Raw genomic sequence first — 19,936 nt, forward strand, 5'->3', positions numbered from 1 at the left:
ACCGCCGGGGTCATTGATTTGTTCCCTTCAAGGCATAAAGCGATAGCCAATACCGGTTTCGGTCAGCAGATGCTGCGGCCGCGCCGGGTCAGCCTCCAGTTTTTGCCGTAAGTGCCCCATATAAATCCGCAAATAGTGACTGTGCTCCACGGCGTTAGGTCCCCATACCTGATTCAGAAGCTGGCGCTGGGTAAGCACTTTGCCCGGATTGTTCAGTAGCGCCGCCAGCAGGCGAAACTCGATGGGCGTCAGATGAATTTCTTCACTGCCGCGCATGATACGGCGGGCGGGGATATCGACGCTAATTTCGGCAAAATGCACCACCGGCTCATCGGCCTGCGCGCTGCCGTGACGGCGCAGCGCGACGCGCAGTCGCGCCTGCAGTTCGCCTATGCCAAACGGTTTACTCAGGTAGTCATCGGCGCCGGCGTCAAGGGCGGCGATTTTGTCATGCTCTTCGCTGCGTGCCGACAGCACGATAATCGGCATCTGGCTCCACTGGCGAACTTCGCGGATAAAATCATTACCGTCACCGTCCGGCAGGCCAAGATCGAGGATCGCTAAATCCGGTTTGCGGGTAGCGGCTTCGATGAGCCCCCGCTGCAGGGTTTCGGCTTCAAATACGCGCATACCGTCGGCTTCCAGCGCGGTGCGCAGAAAGCGGCGGATAGCATGTTCGTCTTCGATGATTAAAACGTTAATCACATGTCCTCGGTTAACTCTTCCAGTTCTGGGGGCGCTTCTCGCGGCAGTGTAACACGGAAACAGGCTCCGCCCTCCGGACGGTTGCTGGCGGTAATGCTACCGTCGTGCACCTCGACAATGGCCTGGCAAATCGCCAGTCCCAGACCGACGCCGGGGATAGCCGACTCTTTATTACCACGCGCGAACTTATCAAAGATAGCCTGTTCCTGGCCTGCCGGGATCCCCGGACCATTATCCCAGACTTCAATGATCAACTGCTGCCTATCCGCTTCGGCGTGAATGCCAATCTGCGCCTGCGCGCCGGCGTATTTATGCGCGTTTTCCAGCAGGTTGATCAGCACCCGCTCAAACAGCGGGCCGTCAACGTGGACCAGCAGTAGCGGGTCCGGCAGCGACAGCTGGATGTGCTGGCCGCCAAGCCCCGGCTCCAGCATACGCAGGGCGCTACCGACGATCTCTTCGAGAGTTAACCACTCTTTATGCAGATTAAAGCCGCCGGACTGAATACGCGCCATATCCAGTAGATTATTCACCAGCCGGGTGGTGTTGAGCACATGCTGGCGAATTTCGTTGGCCTGCGGCGCGTGCTTCGAACCTTCGCTGGCCAGATCGAGGGTCAGGATCTCCGCCTGGCCGAACAGGACCGTCAGCGGCGTCCGCAGATCGTGGGAGAGGGCGGCCAGTAGTGAGTTGCGCAGGCTTTCACGTTCGCTGGTCAAGCGCGCCTGCTCTTCGCTGGCGGTCAGGGTCAGGCGCTCAAGGGCGCTGGCCACCAGCAGGGTAAAGGTTTCCAGCAGCCGTTGCTGTTCGGGGATCATCAACTGACGCAGATTTTCCGGTTCGACCAGCAGCAGCCCCCAGGTGCGGGCGGCGCTTTGTAGCGGCAGAATTTGATACGGCACGCCGGGGAGAGTGTCGGTACCGGCCCCGGCTGGCTGACCTTTATCGAAACTCCAGCGGGCAATCGCATCATCCCACGAGAAAACGCCGGATTGCTGGGTCATCGGCTGCAACTGCCCGTTCTCATCAGGCAGCAGTAGTTGGCTGCGGGCCTGAAAGGTAGAAGTAATAAAGCGTTCGCTGGTGGCGGCGATATCTTCACGGCTGCGGCCGACCGCCAGCGCTTTTGACATTTCATACAGATGGCGGGTACGCCGCTCGCGATAACGCGCCACCCGCGCCTGGTATCGCATCCCGGCGGTCAGGTTGCCGATCACCAGACCAACGGTCAGCATCACGCCGAACGTCAGCAGGTACTGAACGTCGGAAACCGCCAGCGTACCGCGTGGGGCGACAAAAAAGAGATCGAAGCTAATCACGTTGATAAAGGTCGCCAGCACCGATGGCCAGCGGCCATACAGCAGGGCGATTATCACCACGCCAAGTAGATAGAGCATCACCAGGTTGGCGGCTTCAAAGGCCATCAGCCACTGCATGGCGACCACGGTGATAATGGCGCATAGCGCCACGGCCAACAGACAACCCTTCAACTGTTGGCGCCATTTATCAATAGCCGTACGATTGTCATTTGCGCGGGTGGGCAGGGAGGCCGGTTTTTCATCCAGCGCGATCACCACCAGATCGAGGTCCGGGGCGCGACGCGCCAGACGGTCGGCAAACCCGGCTCGTTCCCACCAGCGGCGCTCTCCCTGGCGACCAATCACAATTTTGCCGAGGTTGTGCTCGCGAGCGTAATGCAGCACCGCTTTTTCTTCCGATGGGTCGGAGAGCGTCGCGGTTTCGGCGCCTAACTCTTGCGCTAGCTTCAGCGCGGCGAGGATCGCCCGCCGCCTGGCCTCCGGTAGACGGTGCAGCGCGGGCGTTTCTACATAGACCGCGTGCCAGACGCTACCGAGCCTGGCCGCCAGCCGGGCGGCGGCGCGAACCAGTTTTTCGCTACCGGTATTGTGGCCGATGCACAGCAGAATGGCGTCGCGGGTGTGCCAGACTTTTTCCTGCCCCTGGCGGTCGCGCCAGGCGCGCATTTGTTCATCTACCCGGTCGGCGGTACGGCGCAGCGCCAGTTCGCGCAGGGCGATCAGATTACCTTTGCGGAAGAAGTTTTCGATGGCGCGTTCGGCCTGGCCGCCGATGTACACCTTGCCCTCATTCAGGCGCTGGCGCAGATCGTCCGGCGGCAAATCCACCAGAACCACATCATCGGCGGCGTCAAAGAAGGGGTCGGGGACGGTTTCGCGTACCTGCACGCCGGTAATACCGCTGACTACATCATTGAGGCTTTCAAGATGCTGGACGTTGACGGTGGTGAAGACGTCGATACCGGCTTCGAGCAGTTCTTCGACGTCCTGCCAGCGCTTCGGGTGGCGCGAACCCGGCGCGTTGCTATGCGCCAGTTCGTCCACCAGGATCAGCGCCGGGCGGCGGGCCAGCGCGGCATCAAGATCAAACTCATGAACGTAGCGTCCGCGGTGGGAAATGCGCTTTTGCGGGAGGGCGCTAAGCCCCTCCAACATGGCGGCGGTATCTTTGCGGCCGTGGGTTTCCGCAACGCCGATCAGAATATCCAGCCCCTGAGCGCGCAGCCGCTGCGCTTCCGCCAGCATTGCCCAGGTCTTACCCACCCCGGCGCAGGCGCCGAAAAACACCTTCAGCTTGCCGCGATGCGGCGCAGCGGTTTGTTGCAGCAGACGGTCGGGGTCCGGACGCAGCGGCTCGTCACTCATTGATTAATCCTTTAGGGCATCCAGCGCCATATTCAGTTGCAGTATATTTACCACAGGTTGACCGAGAAAACTGAGCAACGGTTTTTGCGTCGCCTGGTCCACTAACTGTTTCACCTGCGCATCGCTGAGGTTGCGCGCTTTGGCGACGCGCGGTACCTGCCACAGCGCCGCGGCTGGGGTCAGGTTGTTATCCAGTCCGCTGGCCGACGCGGTAACCAACTCGACCGGCACCGTCGGGCTCGCTTGCGGGTTAGCGGCGCGTAATGCCTGTACCCGTTCGCTTATCGCTTTATCCAGCGCCGGATTGCTGACCGCCAGATTACTGCCGCCGGAGGCCAGCGGATTATCCGCCACCTCTGCCGTCGCGGAAGGGCGGCCGTGGAAATAACCGGCGGCGGTAAAGTTCTGCCCGATCAGAGCGGAGCCGCGCACCTCGCCGTCGAGATGGATCAGCGAGCCGTTAGCCTGCTGCGGGAACCACCACTGCCCTAAGGCGGTAGTCAGTAACGGATACAGGCCGCCGGTGAGCAGGGTTAACAGAATAAATAGCACAAGTGCCGGACGAATCAATGACATGGTAATTTCCTCACACCAGACCGGTCAGGGTCAGCAACAGGTCGATAGCTTTAATACCGACAAAAGGCACGATCAGGCCGCCGAGGCCGTAAACCCACAGGTTGCGGCGCAGCATCGCCGACGCCGACAGCGGACGATAGCTCACGCCCTTCAGCGCTAAAGGGATCAGGCAGACGATAATCAGGGCGTTAAAAATAACCGCGCTCATGATCGCCGAAGAGGGCGAGTGCAGATGCATCACGTTCAGCATCGCCAGTTGCGGATAGGCGGCGGCGAAGGCGGCCGGAATAATCGCGAAATACTTGGCGACGTCATTGGCGATACTGAATGTGGTTAACGACCCACGGGTCATCAGCATCTGTTTACCGATATGCACCACTTCAATCAGCTTGGTCGGGTTCGAGTCGAGATCCACCATGTTGCCCGCCTCTTTCGCTGCCTGAGTGCCGGAGTTCATTGCGACCGCCACATCAGCCTGCGCCAGCGCCGGAGCGTCGTTGGTGCCGTCGCCGGTCATCGCCACCAGCCGTCCTTCCGACTGATACTGGCGAATCAGCGCCAGCTTGGCTTCCGGCGTTGCTTCGGCCAGAAAATCATCAACCCCCGCTTCGGCGGCGATGGCGGCGGCGGTCAGGCGGTTATCACCGGTGATCATCACCGTTTTAATGCCCATTTTGCGCAGCTGGGCGAAACGCTCTTTAATGCCGCCTTTGACGATATCTTTGAGCGAAATAATCCCCAGCACGCGTTCGCCTTCCGCCACCACCAGCGGCGTGGCCCCCTGGCGGGCAACCTCTTCTACCTGCTTATCGACATCGGCCGGGAAGTGGCCGCCGTTAGCTTCGATATGGCGGCGAATCGCGTCCACCGACCCTTTACGGATCATGCGTTGGTCGATGTTAATACCGCTCATACGGGTCTGGGCGGTGAAGGGGACAAATGTGGCGTGCAGCGACTGCAGATCGCGTTCGCGCAGATTAAAGCGCTGTTTCGCCAGCACCACGATGCTGCGGCCTTCTGGCGTTTCATCCGCCAGCGACGATAGCTGGGCGGCATCGGCCAGCACGCGCTCTTCGACGCCGCGAGCCGGCAGAAACGCTGAGGCCTGACGGTTGCCGAGGGTGATGGTGCCGGTTTTATCCAGCAGCAGTACGTCGACATCGCCGGCGGCTTCCACCGCGCGCCCGCTGGTGGCGATAACGTTGGCGCCGAGCATTCTGCTCATCCCGGCGACGCCGATAGCGGAGAGCAGGCCGCCGATGGTGGTTGGGATAAGGCATACCAGCAGCGCCACCAGTACGGTAACGCTAACCGCATTACCGCTCCACGCCGAGAAGGGCCAGATGGTGGCGGTAGCCAGCAGGAATACCAGCGTCAGGGCGATCAGCAGGATCGTCAATGCGATTTCGTTCGGCGTTTTACGGCGCTGCGCGCCTTCAACCATAGCGATCATCCGGTCAAGGAAGGTTTCGCCAGGGTTGACGCTGCAGCGGATCACCAGCCAGTCAGAGAGGATCCGGGTGCCGCCGGTGACCGAGGCGAAATCGCCGCCGGACTCGCGGATCACCGGCGCGGATTCCCCGGTGATGGCGCTTTCATCTACCGAAGCGCCGCCTTCGATCACTTCGCCGTCGCAGGGGATAATGTCGCCGGCTTCCACCAGTACGATATCGCCTTTGCGTAACTCTTCCGCCGGGACGTGATCCATCGGGGCATCGTGCTGCGGCGCGCGCAGCTTACGGGCGAAAGCGGTTTTTTTCACCCCTTTCAGGCTGTTGGCCTGCGCTTTGCTTCGTCCTTCGGCCATCGCTTCGGCGAAGTTGGCGAACAGCACGGTAAACCACAACCACAGACTCACGGCTGCGGTAAAGCCGGCGTGACCCGTAAGATATCCCCCGGCCATGGCCATCGCCAGCAGGGTGGTCAGCACGCTGCCAATCCAGACGATAAACATCACCGGGTTACGCCACTGCACCGAAGGGCTGAGTTTTTTCACGGCATCCAGCAGCGCCTGACGCACCAGCGTCGGCTCCAGCAGGGCTAATTGTTTGCGACTCATAACAGGCTGCTCCGCATCGCTTAAAGTAAAGAGAAGTGTTCCGCCACCGGGCCGAGCGCCAGTGCGGGGATAAAGGTGAGGGCGCCGACCAGCAGGACGGTACCGATCAGCAGGCCGATAAACAGCGCATCGTGGGTGGCGAGCGTGCCGGAACTGGCGGGCTGAATTTTCTTGTTCACCAGCGACCCGGCAATCGCCATCACCGGGACGATCACCCCGAAGCGGCCCACCAGCATGCAGAACGCCAGCAGCAGGTTCCAGAAGGTCGTGCCGGCGCTTAAGCCGCCGAAGGCGCTGCCGTTGTTGTTGGCCGCCGAGGTGACCGCGTACAACACTTCGCTAAAGCCGTGCGGGCCCGGATTCAACATGGCGCTGCGACCGGCTTCGGTCATCATCGCCAACGCGGTGCCGAGCAGTACCAGCGTCGGGGTCACCAGAATCGCCAGCGCGATCATTTTCATTTCGCGCACGTCGATTTTCTTGCCGAGATATTCCGGCGTGCGGCCAATCATCAGCCCGGCGATAAATACCGCCAGCATGACGAACAGCAGCATGCCGTACAGCCCGGAGCCCACGCCGCCGAAGACCACCTCGCCAATTTGCATCAGCCACATCGGCACCATGCCGCCCAGCGCGGTGAAGGAATCATGCATCGCGTTGACCGCGCCGCAGGAGGCGGCGGTGGTGACTACCGCAAACAGGCTGCTGGCGAGAATGCCAAAGCGGCTCTCTTTCCCTTCCATATTCAGGCTGCTGTCGGCGCCAAGGCTGAGCAGGTGCGGATTTCCGCGAGTTTCCGCCCACATCACCACCGCCACGCAGACCACGAAAATCAGCGCCATTGCCCACAGGATTGCGCGTCCCTGACGGCGATCGCCGACCGCTTCGCCAAAGGCAAAACACAGCGCCGCCGGGATCAGGAAGATCGCCAGCATCTGCACCAGGTTGGTTAACGCCGTCGGGTTCTCAAACGGATGCGATGAGTTGGCGTTAAAGAAGCCGCCGCCGTTGGTACCGAGCATTTTGATCGCTTCCTGCGAGGCGACCGGTCCCATCGGCAGCCACTGGCGAACGCCTTCCAGGCTGGTGAACGGCTGATAAGCCTGCAGGTTCTGCGGCACGCCCTGTTGCACAAAGAACAGCGCGATCAGCAGAGAAAGAGGCAGTAGCAGCCACAGCGTAATGCGGGTCAGGTCGACCCAGGCGTTGCCGAGGGTGCTGACTTTCTGTCGCGCCCAGGCGCGGGTCAGCACGAAGATAACCGCAATGCCGGTCGCGGCCGACAGGAAGTTTTGCACCGCCAGACCTACCATCTGGCTAAGATAGCTCATGGTGGTTTCCCCGGCGTAGGCCTGCCAGTTGGTGTTGCTGACGAAGCTTACCGCGGTATTCAACGCTAAATCCCAGGACAGATTGGGGAAGTGCTGCGGATTGAACGGCAGCCAACCCTGACACATCAGCAGCGCCATCAGCGCCGCGAGACCAATCGCGTTAAACAGCACAATGGCGATCAAGTACTGCCGCCAGTCCATCTCCTGGCTGCGAATCCCCGCCAGCCGCCATATACCGCGCTCAACGCCGGCAAGCCCCGGGAGCGGGAGGTCGTTGATCATTCGCGCCAGCAGCGAACCGAGCGGCCGCGCCAGTACCAGCAGTACCAGCAGGAAGCTGGCGATAAGTAAGAACCCTTGCGCGGCCATCAGAACGCCTCCGCATGTATCAGGGCATAGACCAGATACGCCAGCAGCAGGAATACCAGCGTTACGCCAGCAATGATGCCTGTAGTCACTTTCCACCTCCGGGTGTGTCTCTTATTGATATACCGAGAGGGTAGGAATTTCGGCGCAAAGATTTCGCAAAAATCGCCGCGGGCGGTGTAAAAAAAGTATAAAAATGGCTAAAGGCACAATTTAACTAATGGTTAGTATTAATTTAACTTTTTTGTAACTCAGTTACGCCGTGAATGTAAATTAAGTATAAATAAGTGCTTTTTAGTGGTCGGATGAGTAGTAAAATTACAACCAGCGCGGTACTATTTGTGCAGACAAACATTGTGACATTTACCGGCGCTGCTTGCCGGCCTGACAAAGGGGAGAGAAATTATGGCGTTGTACAAAGCTTATCCTGCTCACATTATCCTGATGCGTCGCGCTTTCGCCGTCGTGGCCGGGGTTGCTGCGCTGCCGGTGATGCTGTTCTGGAAAGATCGCGCCCGTTACTACAGCTGGCTGCATCGCGTATGGGCGAAAACCAGTGAACAGCCGGTATGGATGGCGCAGGCGGAAAAAGCCGCGCACGACTTCTACTAATCCGCGCTGCTGCGACGAATATCAAAACCGCCGGTTGACGACCGGCGGTTTTTTTTCGTCCGCTGTCTACACTTAGCTTTCACGCGCCGTGGCAGAATTGGCAGGTGCTTATTTTGTCGCAGCGCGCTATTTTGCCGGCCTGAGTGATGAGTTTTGCTTACGGAGAGTGAGGAGTTTTATGGCCACCCATCTGGTCTGGTTTCGCATGGATTTACGCCTACACGATAATCTGGCGCTGGCCGCCGCCTGCCGCGACCCGCAGGCGCGGGTGCTGGCGCTCTATATCGCCACGCCAGAGCAGTGGCGCCAGCATCATATGGCGCCGCGCCAGGCGGCCTTTATCGCCAGCCATTTACGCAGCCTGCACGCGGCATTAGCGGAACGCGGTATTCCGCTGCTGGTAGAAGAGGCGGACGATTTCGCCGCCAGCATCGAGTTGCTGGTGCGCTTCTGTAAACAGCACCAGGTGAGCCATCTATTTTATAACTATCAGTATGAGTTTAATGAGCGCCGGCGTGACGCCGACGTCGAGAAAACCCTGACAGAAGTTACCTGCCAGGGGTTTGACGACAGCGTACTGTTGCCGCCGGGCAGCGTGATGACCGGCAACCGTGAGATGTATAAAGTCTTTACGCCGTTTAAAAATGCGTTTATCCGCCGCCTGCGTGAAGGGCTGCCGGAGTGCGTGGCGGCGCCGAAAGCACGCCAGTCAGCCGCCGGGCAGGCGCCGCCGCTGCCTGAGATCAACTATCCGCAAACGGCATTTGACACCGTTCTGTTCGCGGCAGATGAAAAAACGGCGTTGACTCGATTGCGCGCGTTTTGCCAGCAGCCGGCGGCGGATTACGATCAGCAGCGCGATTTTCCGGCAATAGAAGGAACCAGCAGGCTATCGCCGTGTCTCGCGGTAGGCGTACTGTCGCCGCGCCAGTGCCTGCATCGCTTGTTACGGGAGCAGCCCGGCGCGCTGGATGGCGAAGCGGGCGCAAGCTGGCTGAACGAGCTTATCTGGCGCGAGTTCTATCGTCATCTGATGGTTTACTACCCGAAACTGTGTAAAGGCCGGCCCTTTGTCGCCTGGACCGACAAGGTCGCCTGGCGCAGCAATGAGGATGAACTGCGGGCCTGGCAACAGGGGCAAACCGGTTTCCCCATCGTCGATGCCGCCATGCGGCAGCTTAACGCCACCGGCTGGATGCACAACCGCCTGCGGATGATTGTCGCCAGCTTCCTGGCGAAAGACCTGCGCCTCGACTGGCGGCAAGGAGAGCGCTATTTCATGAGCCAACTGATAGACGGCGATTTGGCGGCCAACAACGGCGGCTGGCAGTGGGCGGCCTCGACCGGTACCGATGCAGCTCCTTATTTTCGTATTTTCAATCCGACGACCCAGGGCGAGAAATTTGATAAGCAGGGCGAGTTTATTCGCCGCTGGCTGCCGGAACTGGCGGAAGTGCCAGAGAAAGCGCTGCATCAGCCGTGGCTGTGGGCGGATAAACAGGGGGTAACGCTGAGGTATCCGCGCCCGCTGGTTGACCATAAGCAGGCGCGGCTGGAGACGCTGGCGGCCTGGGAAGCCGCCAGATAGTTTCTACTCTACCGCCAGTTGGCGGGTTTTGACCTTCACGGAGTGATACAGCCAGATGACCAGCACCAGGCCGACGCAGGCCAGCGCGCCCCAGGTGATCTGGCTGAAGACGTCGATATAGGCTTCAATCGAATAGTTAACCGCGCCGGCGGCATCAAACGACGCCTGCGATGTCTGGTCGGCGATGACGCCGGCCAGATAGTTGGCGATCGCCCCGGAAAGCAGCATATAGATACCGGTCAGCACCCCGGTGACGCCGGGGATTTCGATCCGGGTGATTTGTGACATCGCTACCGGGTCGATAAACAGTTCGGCGAAACCCATCACCGCCAGCCCCAGTACCATTAGCGGCATGGAGGAGTGGCCATACGCGGCCGACCAGCGGGCGCTTAAGGTCAGAATGCAGAACCCGGCGCTCATTAGCCCCAGACCGAGGGCGAATTTCCCCCAGATACGCACGGTGCGGTTGCCCTTGATGTTCTCTTTAACCAGCCATGCCAGCACCATACCGCAGAGCATCACCGCGAAGGCGTTAACCGACTGGAACATCGCGGTTGGTACTTCATAGCTCATGACGTGGCGGTTCACGAAACGGTCGATATAGAGGCTGATGGAGCTGCCGCCCTGCTGGGCAAAGGCCCAGAACAGCAGGCTAAAACCGGTGAGGACGATAATCAGACGCAGCTCTTTACGCTGTTTGTCGTTCTCCGCGCGCAGGTAAATACGCGCCAGTACCGCCAGGCCAATCACCGTCGCCACAATCAGCGCATACACCGACCACTCCTGCCAGAACAAGACGGTAATTAGCAGCGGCGTCGCCACCAGCAATACCAGCAGCCAGCCCCAGTTCGGCAGGAGGAAGGTCCGGGCGCGCAGCGCCTCGCGATTAACGCCGGTGGTGTGGCGGAAGTGGCGACCGCCGCAAAGGAAGATCACCAGACCGGCAATCATACCGACTGCCGCCAGCGCAAAGCCCATCGCCCAGCTGTACTCTTCCTGCACGTAGCCGCAGGCGATAGGCGCGATGATCGAACCAATATTTCCCGCGGCGTACATCAGCGAGAAGCCGCCATCGCGGCGCGGATCGGTCGGCTCGTACAGTTCGCCAAGCAGGCAACTGACGTTGGATTTAAACAGCCCGTAACCGCAAACGATAATCGCCAGCGATAAATAGAGGAAGGTGGGGGCGACTTCGCTGGCGCCGAGCACCAGATGGCCGATAGCCATGAGTAGCGCGCCGAGCATCACCGCCATGCGGTTGCCGAGCAGTTTGTCGGCGAGGAAGCCGCCGAGAATAGGGGTGACATAGACCAGGGAGCAGTAGGCGCTAAACAGGGTATAGGCGTGATTATCGTCGTACTTGAGCTGGTTGGTGAGGTACAGGATTAACAGCGCCCGCATGCCGTAAAAACTGAAGTATTCCCAAATTTGCAGCGCAACGACGTAGTAAATCGCCCGTGGCTGTGAAGTTTGTTTGTTCATGTAACGTTCATTTCCTGGCCGTAAAACGAAAGTCGATCTTTCTGCATGAATAGCGTTTGTCTGGTGTTATTCATGGACTAAATGGCTTTCTGGTTATTTAATATGCTTTATAAGTGCATAAATATACACTAATGCGCGGTGAGGGGAAGAGGCAATTTGGGCGATTATGCGAATGGCTGAAATGGACCCTTTGGCGTCGCTATCGACGACTCGGGCGGATGTGGTTATGTTATAGGTTTGTACAAACAGATTTTCTGATGGAGCGGCAATGAAAAATAGCGAACTGGAACAATTAATTAACGAAAAACTGAATAGCGCGGCCATCAGTGATTACGCCCCGAATGGCCTGCAGGTGGAAGGGCGGGAGACGGTGCGGAAAATCGTCACCGGCGTCACCGCCAGCCAGGCGCTGCTCGATGAAGCCGTGCGTCTGCAGGCGGATGCGGTGATTGTGCATCACGGTTACTTCTGGAAAGGCGAATCGCCGGTGATCCGCGGCATGAAGCGCAATCGCCTGAAAACGCTGTTGGCCAACGATATCAATCTTTATGGCTGGCATTTACCGCTGGATGCGCATCCGGAGCTGGGCAATAACGCCCAACTGGCGCAGCTGCTGGGGATCAATGTGATGGGGGAAATCGAACCATTGGTGCCCTGGGGCGAGCTGTCTATGCCGGTATCCGGGCTGGAACTGGCATCGTGGATTGAAGCGCGATTAGGGCGTAAACCGCTGTGGTGCGGCGATACCGGGCCGGACAAAGTTACCCGCGTCGCCTGGTGTACCGGCGGCGGCCAGAGCTTTATCGATAGCGCGGCCCGCTTTGGCGTCGATGCCTTTATTACCGGTGAAGTGTCTGAGCAGACCATCCATTCCGCTCGTGAGCAGGGGTTGCATTTTTATGCCGCCGGCCATCATGCCACCGAGCGCGGCGGTATTCGCGCCCTGAGCGAGTGGCTGACGGAAAATACCGACCTGGACGTCACCTTTATTGATATCCCTAACCCGGCCTGATGAGAGAGAAAAAAGTGCAGCGAGCGCGTTGTTATCTATTAGGTGAAACGGCGGTGGTCCTGGAGCTTGAGCCTCCGGTGACCCTGGAGAGCCAAAAACGTATCTGGGGCCTGACGCAGCGGTTAACCGATCGCGAAGAGGTGATTGAAGTGATCCCGGGGATGAACAACATCACCGTTGTGCTGCGTCGTCCGCAGGAGATGGCGTGGGAGGCGATTGACAAGCTGCAGCGCTGGTGGGAAGAGAGCGATGCGTTGGAGCCGGAATCCCGTGAGATAAGTATCCCGGTTATCTATGGCGGTGAAGCGGGGCCAGATCTTGGCGACGTCGCGCGCCATAGCGGGTTGAGCGAAAAACAGGTGGTCGAACTGCACTCTTCGGTGGAGTACATGGTGTGGTTTCTGGGGTTCCAGCCGGGATTTCCGTACTTTGGCGGCCTGCCGGAGCAGTTGGCCATGCCGCGTCGCGCCGAGCCGCGCGTACTGGTACCGGCGGGATCCGTCGGTATCGGCGGATCGCAAACCGGTATTTATCCGCTGGCGACGCCGGGCGGCTGGCAGCTGCTGGGGCGCACGCCGCTGGCATTATTCGATCCAAAGCGTGAAGAACCGGTGCTACTACGTTCTGGCGATCGCGTACGCTTTGTGCCGCAGAAGGAGGGGGTATGTTGAAATTTATCCGCGCCGGCATGTACACCTCGGTACAGGATGGCGGCCGGGAAGGCCAGCGGCAGTGGGGGATTAGCCGCTGCGGCGCGCTGGATAAACCGGCGATGACCATTGCCAATCTGCTGGTAGGCAATGCGCCGGAGGCGGCGGCGCTGGAAATTACGCTGGGTCAGATCGATGTGCAGTTTACCCGCCACTGCTGGTTCGCGTTGACCGGCGCCGCCTGTGAAGCGACGCTCGACGGCGCGCCGGTCTGGCTGGGCTGGCGAATGGAAGCAAAGGCCGGACAGCGGCTGGTGCTGAAAAATCCTCAGCATGGGATCCGCAGCTACCTGGCGGTGGCGGGCGGCATCGACGTACCTGAAGTTTTAGGTTCCCGCTCTACCGATCTGAAAGTTGGCATCGGCGGAATCGAAGGGCGCCGATTGCAGGATGGCGATCAATTGAAGATTGGGAAATCCTCCCGCCGCTTTAGCGCCTCGCGCGGCGTTAAACAGCTACCGACCGGTAATATCATTCGTGCGCTGCCGGGGCCGGAGTATCACGAATTCGACAGCGTGTCGCAGGAGTCGTTCTGGCGTTCGCCGTGGCGGCTTAGCCCGCAGAGCAACCGTATGGGCTACCGCCTGCAGGGTCAGCCGCTCAAGCGCACAACCGACCGTGAAATGCTCTCCCATGGCCTATTGCCTGGGGTGGTACAGGTGCCGCATAACGGCCAGCCGATCGTGTTGATGAACGATGCGCAGACAACCGGCGGCTATCCGCGTATAGCCTGCATTATTGAAGCCGATATGTACCAACTGGCGCAAATTCCGCTGGGTCAGCCGATCCATTTCGTCCCCTGTTCGCTGGAAGAAGCGCTGAAAGCGCGCGCCGACCAGCAGCGTTACCTTGAACAACTGGCCTGGAGATTGAGCGATGAAAATTGATTTAAATGCCGACCTCGGTGAAGGCTGCGCCAGCGATAGCGCGCTGCTGCAGCTGGTCTCTTCCGCCAATATCGCCTGCGGCTTTCACGCCGGCGATGCGCTGCTTATGCAGCAGTGCGTGCGCGAGGCGCTGAAAAACGGCGTCGCTATTGGCGCACACCCGAGCTTCCCGGACCGGGAAAATTTCGGTCGAACCGCAATGCAGTTACCGCCAGAAACGGTCTACGCCCAGGTGCTGTACCAAATTGGCGCGCTGGCGGCGATTGTGCATGCCCAGGGCGGCGAGCTGCGGCACGTTAAACCGCACGGCATGTTGTACAACCAGGCGGCGAAAGAGCCACCGCTGGCCGATGCCATCGCCCGTGCGGTGCGCGATGCCGACGCCGGGTTAGTGCTGGTCGGGCTGGCGGGGAGCGAGCTTATTCGCGCCGGACAGCATTATCAGCTGACGACGCGTCAGGAAGTCTTCGCCGATCGCGGCTATCTCGCCGACGGTAGCCTGGTGCCGCGTAGCCAGCCGGGCGCGCTGATAGAGAGCGAAGAGCAGGCGCTGGCGCAAACGCTGGAAATGGTGCAACACAATCGGGTGCGCAGCCTGAGCGGCGAATGGGCGCATGTGAAGGCGGAAACGGTCTGCCTGCATGGCGATGGCGCTCATGCGCTCGATTTCGCCCGACGCTTGCGCGCTGCTTTCGCAGGGCGCAATATCGACGTCAGCGCGGACATCGATTAATAGTCCGCCTTAGTATTATTAATAATAATTAAATCAAATAACTAACAACACTCACAACTCAACAGGACGTTATTATGCAAGAGGTGATATCCCTCTGGCCGCTGATCGGCATTGCCGTGATTGTGGTCGGTTTTCTATTACGCTTTAACCCGGTGCTGGTGGTGATTATCTCCGGGATCGTCACCGGCGTGGCGGCGCATATGCCAATAGCCACTATTCTGGAGAAACTGGGCGAGGGCTTCCTCAATACCCGTAATCTGCCGTTTATTCTGCTGTTGCCGCTGGCGGTGATCGGGCTGCTGGAGCGCCATGGTCTGAAAGAGCGGGCGCAGGCGTGGATCGCGAAGATCCATAGCGCGACTGCCGGACGACTGCTGATCGTCTATCTTTTCGTGCGCGAAGCCACCGCCGCCCTGGGCTTGACCAGCCTCGGCGGACATCCGCAAATGGTGCGCCCGCTGCTAGCGCCGATGGCGGAAGGGGCGGCGGAAAAGCGCTTTGGCCCGCTGCCGGGCAATGTGCGCTACCGGCTGCGCGCAATGTCGGCGGCGACCGACAACGTTGGCCTGTTCTTCGGTGAAGATATTTTTGTCGCCTTTGGCGCGATCATCTTCATGCACAACTTTATGCTGGAGTCGGGCGGGATCCAGACCGAGCCGTTGCATATTGCCCTGTGGGGGATCCCGACGGCGATCTGCGCCTTCCTGATCCACGCCGCGCGCCTGTGGCGCCTCGATCGCCATCTCCAGCGCGAGCTGGACCGGGTTAACGCCGGGCAGGCGAAAGGCGGTGCGGCATGAACTTCCAACAAACGTATTTATATTGGCTGGCCGGCGCGGTACTGCTGGTCGTGGCTATCATGTCCTGGCGCGACAAAAGCAATCCGCGGCGCCTGACAACCGGCCTGTTCTGGGGCCTGTACGGGCTGGTGTTCTTGCTCGGCGACTGGACGTATCAACTGGTGGGCGATAAGCGTACGGTGAATATCGCCGTCGGCGGGGTGGTGGTGGTACTGGCGCTGATCGCTGGCTTTGGCGGTGTGCGCCTCGGCAGCTACCATCAGCGTACCCAGGAAGAGAAAACCGCCAGCGCGAAACGCCTCGGCAACAAACTTTTCTATCCGGCGCTGGCGATTCCGGTCGTCACCGTCATTGGCGTACTGCTGTTTAACAATCTGCCTTCATGGCAGGTGGCGCTCTTCGGGCCGGGCAACCACGCGACGCTGATTACCCTGTTCTCGATGACCGTCGGTACGCTGATTGGCCTGGCGATGGCGATTCGTATGACCCATGAAACGGTGGCGCAGCCGATGCAGGAAGCGCGCCGTTTGCTGGATTCCGTCGGCTGGGCCTTTATCCTGCCGCAAATCCTCGCGGTGCTGGGGCTGCTATTTACCGCGGCGGGCGTCGGAACCAGCATTTCATGGCTGACCGAGCACTATCTGGCGGTAGATAACCGCTTTATCGCCGTGGCCGTGTACGCCATCGGCATGGCGGTGTTGACGATGGTGATGGGCAACGCCTTTGCCGCTTTCCCGATCGTGACCGCCGGGGTTGGCATTCCGATTTTAGTCCTGCAGCATGGCGGCAATCCGGCGGTAATGGCGGCGATTGGTATGTTTTCCGGCTACTGCGGCACGCTGATGACGCCGATGGCGGCGAACTTTAATATCGTGCCGGCGGCGCTGCTCGAACTGCCGGATAAAAACGCGGTGATTAAAGCCCAGGTACCGACCGGTATCCTGCTGCTGATCGTCAACGTATTCTTACTCTATTTCCTGATGTTCCTGTAAGGAGGGATGATGGCTGGCGTATTAATTACCGGTTTTGAGCCGTTCGGCGGCGAAACGATTAACCCTTCATGGGAAGTGGTTAAGCAACTTGATGGCGTGATGATTCGCGGGCAGCAGGTGGTGGCTAAACAGTTACCCTGCGTGTTCGGCGAGGCGCTGACGGCGCTGAAGGCCGCGCTGGAAACCTATCAACCGCAGCTAACGATTGCCGTCGGCCAGGCCGGCGGCCGTGTCGATATTACCGTCGAACGTGTGGCTATCAACGTCGATGATGCGCGGATCCCCGACAATAAAGGCCAGCAGCCGATCGATGAGCCGATCGTCGCTGATGGCCCCGCGGCCTGCTTCAGTACGCTACCGATCAAAGCGATCGTTAGCGCGCTGCGCCAGCAGGGGATCCCGGCCTCGGTGTCGCAAACCGCGGGCACTTTTGTCTGCAATCACGTGATGTATGGTTTGCTGCATCAGCTGCAGGGCAAAGCCGGGCAGAAGGGCGGTTTTATCCATATTCCGTATCTGCCTGAACAGGCGGCGGCTCATCCGGGGCAGGCGAGTATGTCGGTCGCGACGGTACGCGCGGCGCTGGAAACGGCGATTGCCGTCGCTCTTGAACAGGATGACGACGTCAAAATTGGCGGCGGCGCCACGCACTAACAGAAGGACGATACTATGCCTGAAGGCCCGGAGATCCGCCGCGCGGCGGATACCCTGGAGGCGGCTATCAAAGGCGAACCGTTAACCGAAGCCTGGTTCGCCTTTCCACAGTTGCAACCCTATCAAACTCAGCTAATTGGTCAGCGGGTGACCCATATCGCCACCCGCGGCAAGGCCCTGTTAACCCACTTCTCCGGTGGATTGACGCTGTATAGCCATAACCAGCTGTATGGCGTCTGGCGCGTGGTGGATGCTGGCGTTGAGCCGCAATCGAAGCGCGTGCTGCGCGTCAGGTTACAGACCGCACGCAAGGCGATTTTGCTCTATAGCGCCTCGGAGATTGAGATGCTGACGGCGCAACAGCTGGCCGATCATCCGTTTTTACAACGGGTCGGGCCGGATGTGCTGGATATGACGTTAACCGCCGGGCAGGTCAGAGAGCGCCTGTTGTCGGCGAAATTTCGCAATCGCCAGTTTTCCGGCCTGTTGCTGGACCAGGCGTTTCTCGCCGGGCTCGGTAACTATCTGCGGGTGGAGATCCTGTGGCAGGTAGGGCTGACCGGGCAGCATAAGGCCGCCGAGCTCAATGACACGCAGCTCGATGCGCTGGCGCACGCGCTGCTGGATATCCCGCGCCTTTCTTACCGCACCCGCGGCCAGGTGGATGAAAACAAACATCATGGCGCGCTATTCCGCTTTAAGGTTTTCCATCGCGAGGGGGAGGCCTGCGAACGTTGCGGCAGTATCATTGAGAAAACCATGCTGTCATCGCGACCCTTTTACTGGTGCCCTGGCTGCCAGCACTAACGCCAGTTGTTGAGCGATTAAAATTTTTTTGTACGCTTAAATAAAAAAAATCGGGGAAGGTCCCCGATTTTTTTTGCTAACCCCAAAAGGGGTGAAATTACTTCTTGAGATCGGACTTGAAATCGCGCTTCTGGTAGCCGGTATACAGCTGACGCGGACGGGCAATTTTCATACCGTCGCTGTGCATTTCGTTCCAGTGGGCAATCCAGCCGACGGTACGCGCCATCGCGAAGATGACGGTAAACATCGAGGATGGAATACCCATCGCTTTCAGGATGATGCCGGAGTAGAAATCGACGTTCGGATACAGTTTCTTCTCGATGAAGTACGGGTCGTTGAGCGCGATGTGCTCAAGTTCCATCGCCACTTCCAGCAGATCGTCCTTGGTGCCCAGCTCTTTCAGTACTTCGTGGCAGGTTTCACGCATTACGGTGGCGCGCGGATCGTAGTTCTTGTACACGCGATGGCCGAAGCCCATCAGGCGGAAAGAGTCATTCTTGTCTTTCGCGCGGCGCACGAATTCCGGAATGTGTTCAACGGAGCTGATCTCTTCCAGCATTTTCAGCGCGGCTTCGTTGGCGCCGCCGTGCGCCGGTCCCCACAGGGAGGCGATACCCGCAGCGATACAGGCGAACGGGTTAGCGCCGGAAGAGCCAGCGGTACGCACGGTAGAGGTTGATGCGTTCTGTTCGTGGTCAGCGTGCAGGATCAGGATACGGTCCATTGCGCGTTCCAGCACCGGGTTAACCTCATAGGTTTCGCACGGCGTGGAGAACATCATATTCAGGAAGTTACCCGCGTAGGAGAGATCGTTGCGCGGATACACGAAAGGCTGGCCGATAGAATATTTGTAACACATTGCTGCCATGGTCGGCATTTTAGACAGCAGACGATAGGCGGCGATTTCACGGTGACGTGGGTTATTTACGTCCAGGGAGTCGTGATAGAACGCCGCCAGCGCGCCGGTAATACCGCACATCACCGCCATCGGGTGAGAGTCGCGGCGGAACGCGTGGAACAGACGGGTAATCTGCTCGTGGATCATGGTGTGGCGGGTAACGGTAGTTTTGAATTCGTCGTACTGCTGTTGAGTCGGTTTTTCGCCGTTCAACAGGATGTAGCACACTTCAAGATAATTTGACTCGGTAGCCAGCTGATCGATCGGGAAACCGCGGTGGAGCAGGATCCCTTCATCGCCGTCGATAAAAGTAATTTTAGATTCACACGAGGCTGTTGAAGTGAAACCGGGGTCGAAGGTGAAGACACCTTTTGAACCAAGACTACGAATATCAATAACATCCTGACCGAGCGTGCCTTTTAGCACATCAAGTTCAATAGCAGTGTCACCACCCAGGGTGATTTTTGCTTTAGCATCAGACATTTATGGTCTCCTTAGCGCCTTTTATTGCTTAAGACTGCCGGGTGGTGGATTTGCATTCGGCCCGAACCTGACTACGTTACCAGATTGTTATGTTGCTCACAGCTCTGTGTCGCGAAAATTGCAGGGTACAGAGCGCAGGCGCTTGATGGTACGTCTTCAGCCCGGGAGTGAAACGGCAGCAAATCAGCGTTTTAGCAGCCCGAATATTAAAACCTGTATACCACTAATAACTGTCCTGATTACATCGGTCAATACCATCACACTGTTACATAACTTATTCTCAGGTGAAAGAGTGACCCCATAACTTTTGGGCATTATTGCATTAATCTAGTAATGGTTGTAACAAGAATGTTTAATATTTGTCAAATCAGGTGATTAAAATTTAAAATAATGTTGTAATCGTGACCTTGATCACTGTTCCGGACAAAACCCGACAAACTATATGTAGGTTAATTGTAATGATTTTGTGAACGGCCTATACTGCCGCCAGGTCTCCGGAACACCCTGCAATCCCGAGCCACCCAGCGTTGTTTGGTCACGCTTTTACTCCTGGAAAG

18 protein-coding genes are annotated in these 19,936 nt (G+C 58.8%); 10 read left to right on the top strand and 8 right to left on the bottom strand.

Annotated elements, in window-relative coordinates; all coding sequences use genetic code 11:
- Positions 1–27: 27 nt before the first annotated feature.
- The 6 genes from kdpE to kdpF are packed head-to-tail and all read right to left on the bottom strand — an operon-like array spanning position 28 to position 7,813.
- A complete protein-coding gene (gene kdpE, locus ABLV17_RS15350; RefSeq protein ID WP_032707624.1) occupies positions 28–705 on the bottom strand; it encodes a two-component system response regulator KdpE in 678 nt (225 codons plus the stop codon).
- Positions 702–3,389 carry a two-component system sensor histidine kinase KdpD gene (kdpD, locus tag ABLV17_RS15355; protein WP_308957922.1) on the bottom strand — a complete coding sequence of 896 codons (2,688 nt, stop codon included), beginning with the start codon at positions 3,387–3,389 and terminating at the stop codon, positions 702–704. The genes kdpE and kdpD overlap by 4 nt, the downstream gene beginning before the upstream one ends.
- A gap of 3 nt (positions 3,390–3,392) precedes the next feature.
- Positions 3,393–3,965, bottom strand: a complete 573-nt coding sequence (kdpC, locus tag ABLV17_RS15360; RefSeq protein WP_087860219.1) for a potassium-transporting ATPase subunit KdpC — start codon at positions 3,963–3,965, stop codon at positions 3,393–3,395.
- A 10-nt stretch (positions 3,966–3,975) separates the two neighbouring features.
- Positions 3,976–6,024, bottom strand: coding sequence for a potassium-transporting ATPase subunit KdpB (gene kdpB / locus ABLV17_RS15365; RefSeq protein ID WP_015704756.1), 2,049 nt, complete (start codon positions 6,022–6,024; stop codon positions 3,976–3,978).
- Positions 6,025–6,044: 20 nt separating this feature from the next.
- Positions 6,045–7,724 carry a potassium-transporting ATPase subunit KdpA gene (gene kdpA, locus ABLV17_RS15370; protein WP_113373866.1) on the bottom strand — a complete coding sequence of 560 codons (1,680 nt, stop codon included), beginning with the start codon at positions 7,722–7,724 and terminating at the stop codon, positions 6,045–6,047.
- A complete protein-coding gene (gene kdpF / locus ABLV17_RS15375) occupies positions 7,724–7,813 on the bottom strand; it encodes a K(+)-transporting ATPase subunit F (protein WP_020079348.1) in 90 nt (29 codons plus the stop codon). The genes kdpA and kdpF overlap by 1 nt, the downstream gene beginning before the upstream one ends.
- A 313-nt stretch (positions 7,814–8,126) precedes the next feature.
- Between kdpF and ABLV17_RS15380 the strand changes: the two genes are divergently transcribed.
- The gene (locus tag ABLV17_RS15380; RefSeq protein ID WP_015367687.1) at positions 8,127–8,333 is read left to right on the top strand and encodes a DUF2517 family protein; all 207 of its coding nucleotides are present in this window, start codon (positions 8,127–8,129) and stop codon (positions 8,331–8,333) included.
- Between the two features lie 178 nt (positions 8,334–8,511).
- Positions 8,512–9,921: a deoxyribodipyrimidine photo-lyase gene (gene phrB / locus ABLV17_RS15385; RefSeq protein WP_308958501.1), complete on the top strand. Its 1,410-nt coding sequence runs from the start codon at positions 8,512–8,514 to the stop codon at positions 9,919–9,921.
- Positions 9,922–9,924: 3 nt separating this feature from the next.
- Here the strand turns inward: phrB and dtpD are convergent, their stop codons facing one another.
- Positions 9,925–11,403: a dipeptide permease DtpD gene (gene dtpD, locus ABLV17_RS15390; protein WP_348854349.1), complete on the bottom strand. Its 1,479-nt coding sequence runs from the start codon at positions 11,401–11,403 to the stop codon at positions 9,925–9,927.
- Between the two features lie 268 nt (positions 11,404–11,671).
- On the opposite strand from dtpD, the gene ybgI reads away from it, so the two are divergent.
- The 8 genes from ybgI (at position 11,672) to nei (ending at position 17,998) form a co-directional block, all read left to right on the top strand.
- Complete coding sequence (ybgI, locus tag ABLV17_RS15395; RefSeq protein WP_032707631.1) at positions 11,672–12,415, top strand: radiation resistance protein YbgI; 744 nt, start codon at positions 11,672–11,674, stop codon at positions 12,413–12,415.
- Positions 12,416–12,429: 14 nt separating this feature from the next.
- A complete protein-coding gene (pxpB, locus tag ABLV17_RS15400) occupies positions 12,430–13,086 on the top strand; it encodes a 5-oxoprolinase subunit PxpB (protein WP_102007496.1) in 657 nt (218 codons plus the stop codon).
- A complete protein-coding gene (gene pxpC, locus ABLV17_RS15405; protein ID WP_087860215.1) occupies positions 13,080–14,012 on the top strand; it encodes a 5-oxoprolinase subunit PxpC in 933 nt (310 codons plus the stop codon). The genes pxpB and pxpC overlap by 7 nt, the downstream gene beginning before the upstream one ends.
- Positions 14,002–14,745 (top strand): 5-oxoprolinase subunit PxpA, encoded by a 744-nt coding sequence (gene pxpA / locus ABLV17_RS15410; RefSeq protein ID WP_087860213.1) that lies wholly within the window; start codon positions 14,002–14,004, stop codon positions 14,743–14,745. The genes pxpC and pxpA overlap by 11 nt, the downstream gene beginning before the upstream one ends.
- 74 nt (positions 14,746–14,819) lie before the next feature.
- Complete coding sequence (locus ABLV17_RS15415; protein ID WP_045393033.1) at positions 14,820–15,545, top strand: DUF969 domain-containing protein; 726 nt, start codon at positions 14,820–14,822, stop codon at positions 15,543–15,545.
- Positions 15,542–16,537, top strand: a complete 996-nt coding sequence (locus tag ABLV17_RS15420) for a DUF979 domain-containing protein (protein ID WP_047049226.1) — start codon at positions 15,542–15,544, stop codon at positions 16,535–16,537. The genes ABLV17_RS15415 and ABLV17_RS15420 overlap by 4 nt, the downstream gene beginning before the upstream one ends.
- A 9-nt stretch (positions 16,538–16,546) precedes the next feature.
- A complete protein-coding gene (gene pcp, locus ABLV17_RS15425; RefSeq protein ID WP_213317415.1) occupies positions 16,547–17,191 on the top strand; it encodes a pyroglutamyl-peptidase I in 645 nt (214 codons plus the stop codon).
- Between the two features lie 15 nt (positions 17,192–17,206).
- Positions 17,207–17,998: an endonuclease VIII gene (gene nei, locus ABLV17_RS15430; RefSeq protein WP_308958503.1), complete on the top strand. Its 792-nt coding sequence runs from the start codon at positions 17,207–17,209 to the stop codon at positions 17,996–17,998.
- Between the two features lie 97 nt (positions 17,999–18,095).
- On the opposite strand, the gene gltA is transcribed toward nei, so the two are convergent.
- The gene (gene gltA / locus ABLV17_RS15435; protein WP_015367676.1) at positions 18,096–19,379 is read right to left on the bottom strand and encodes a citrate synthase; all 1,284 of its coding nucleotides are present in this window, start codon (positions 19,377–19,379) and stop codon (positions 18,096–18,098) included.
- Positions 19,380–19,936: the final 557 nt, after the last annotated feature.

The sequence above is a fragment of the Klebsiella sp. CN_Kp091 genome, from assembly GCF_040065095.1.
GTDB classification, from domain to species: domain Bacteria; phylum Pseudomonadota; class Gammaproteobacteria; order Enterobacterales; family Enterobacteriaceae; genus Klebsiella; species Klebsiella aerogenes.

Excerpts from the sequence above, each read along its gene's own strand:
- kdpD (WP_308957922.1), bottom strand. The coding sequence starts at position 3,389 with ATGAGTGACGAGCCGCTGCGTCCGGACCCCGACCGTCTGCTGCAACAA.
- kdpC (WP_087860219.1), bottom strand. The coding sequence starts at position 3,965 with ATGTCATTGATTCGTCCGGCACTTGTGCTATTTATTCTGTTAACCCTG.
- kdpB (WP_015704756.1), bottom strand. The coding sequence starts at position 6,024 with ATGAGTCGCAAACAATTAGCCCTGCTGGAGCCGACGCTGGTGCGTCAG.
- kdpA (WP_113373866.1), bottom strand. The coding sequence starts at position 7,724 with ATGGCCGCGCAAGGGTTCTTACTTATCGCCAGCTTCCTGCTGGTACTG.
- ABLV17_RS15380 (WP_015367687.1), top strand. The coding sequence starts at position 8,127 with ATGGCGTTGTACAAAGCTTATCCTGCTCACATTATCCTGATGCGTCGC.
- phrB (WP_308958501.1), top strand. The coding sequence starts at position 8,512 with ATGGCCACCCATCTGGTCTGGTTTCGCATGGATTTACGCCTACACGAT.
- dtpD (WP_348854349.1), bottom strand. The coding sequence starts at position 11,403 with ATGAACAAACAAACTTCACAGCCACGGGCGATTTACTACGTCGTTGCG.
- ybgI (WP_032707631.1), top strand. The coding sequence starts at position 11,672 with ATGAAAAATAGCGAACTGGAACAATTAATTAACGAAAAACTGAATAGC.
- pxpC (WP_087860215.1), top strand. The coding sequence starts at position 13,080 with ATGTTGAAATTTATCCGCGCCGGCATGTACACCTCGGTACAGGATGGC.
- pxpA (WP_087860213.1), top strand. The coding sequence starts at position 14,002 with ATGAAAATTGATTTAAATGCCGACCTCGGTGAAGGCTGCGCCAGCGAT.
- ABLV17_RS15415 (WP_045393033.1), top strand. The coding sequence starts at position 14,820 with ATGCAAGAGGTGATATCCCTCTGGCCGCTGATCGGCATTGCCGTGATT.
- ABLV17_RS15420 (WP_047049226.1), top strand. The coding sequence starts at position 15,542 with ATGAACTTCCAACAAACGTATTTATATTGGCTGGCCGGCGCGGTACTG.
- pcp (WP_213317415.1), top strand. The coding sequence starts at position 16,547 with ATGGCTGGCGTATTAATTACCGGTTTTGAGCCGTTCGGCGGCGAAACG.
- nei (WP_308958503.1), top strand. The coding sequence starts at position 17,207 with ATGCCTGAAGGCCCGGAGATCCGCCGCGCGGCGGATACCCTGGAGGCG.
- gltA (WP_015367676.1), bottom strand. The coding sequence starts at position 19,379 with ATGTCTGATGCTAAAGCAAAAATCACCCTGGGTGGTGACACTGCTATT.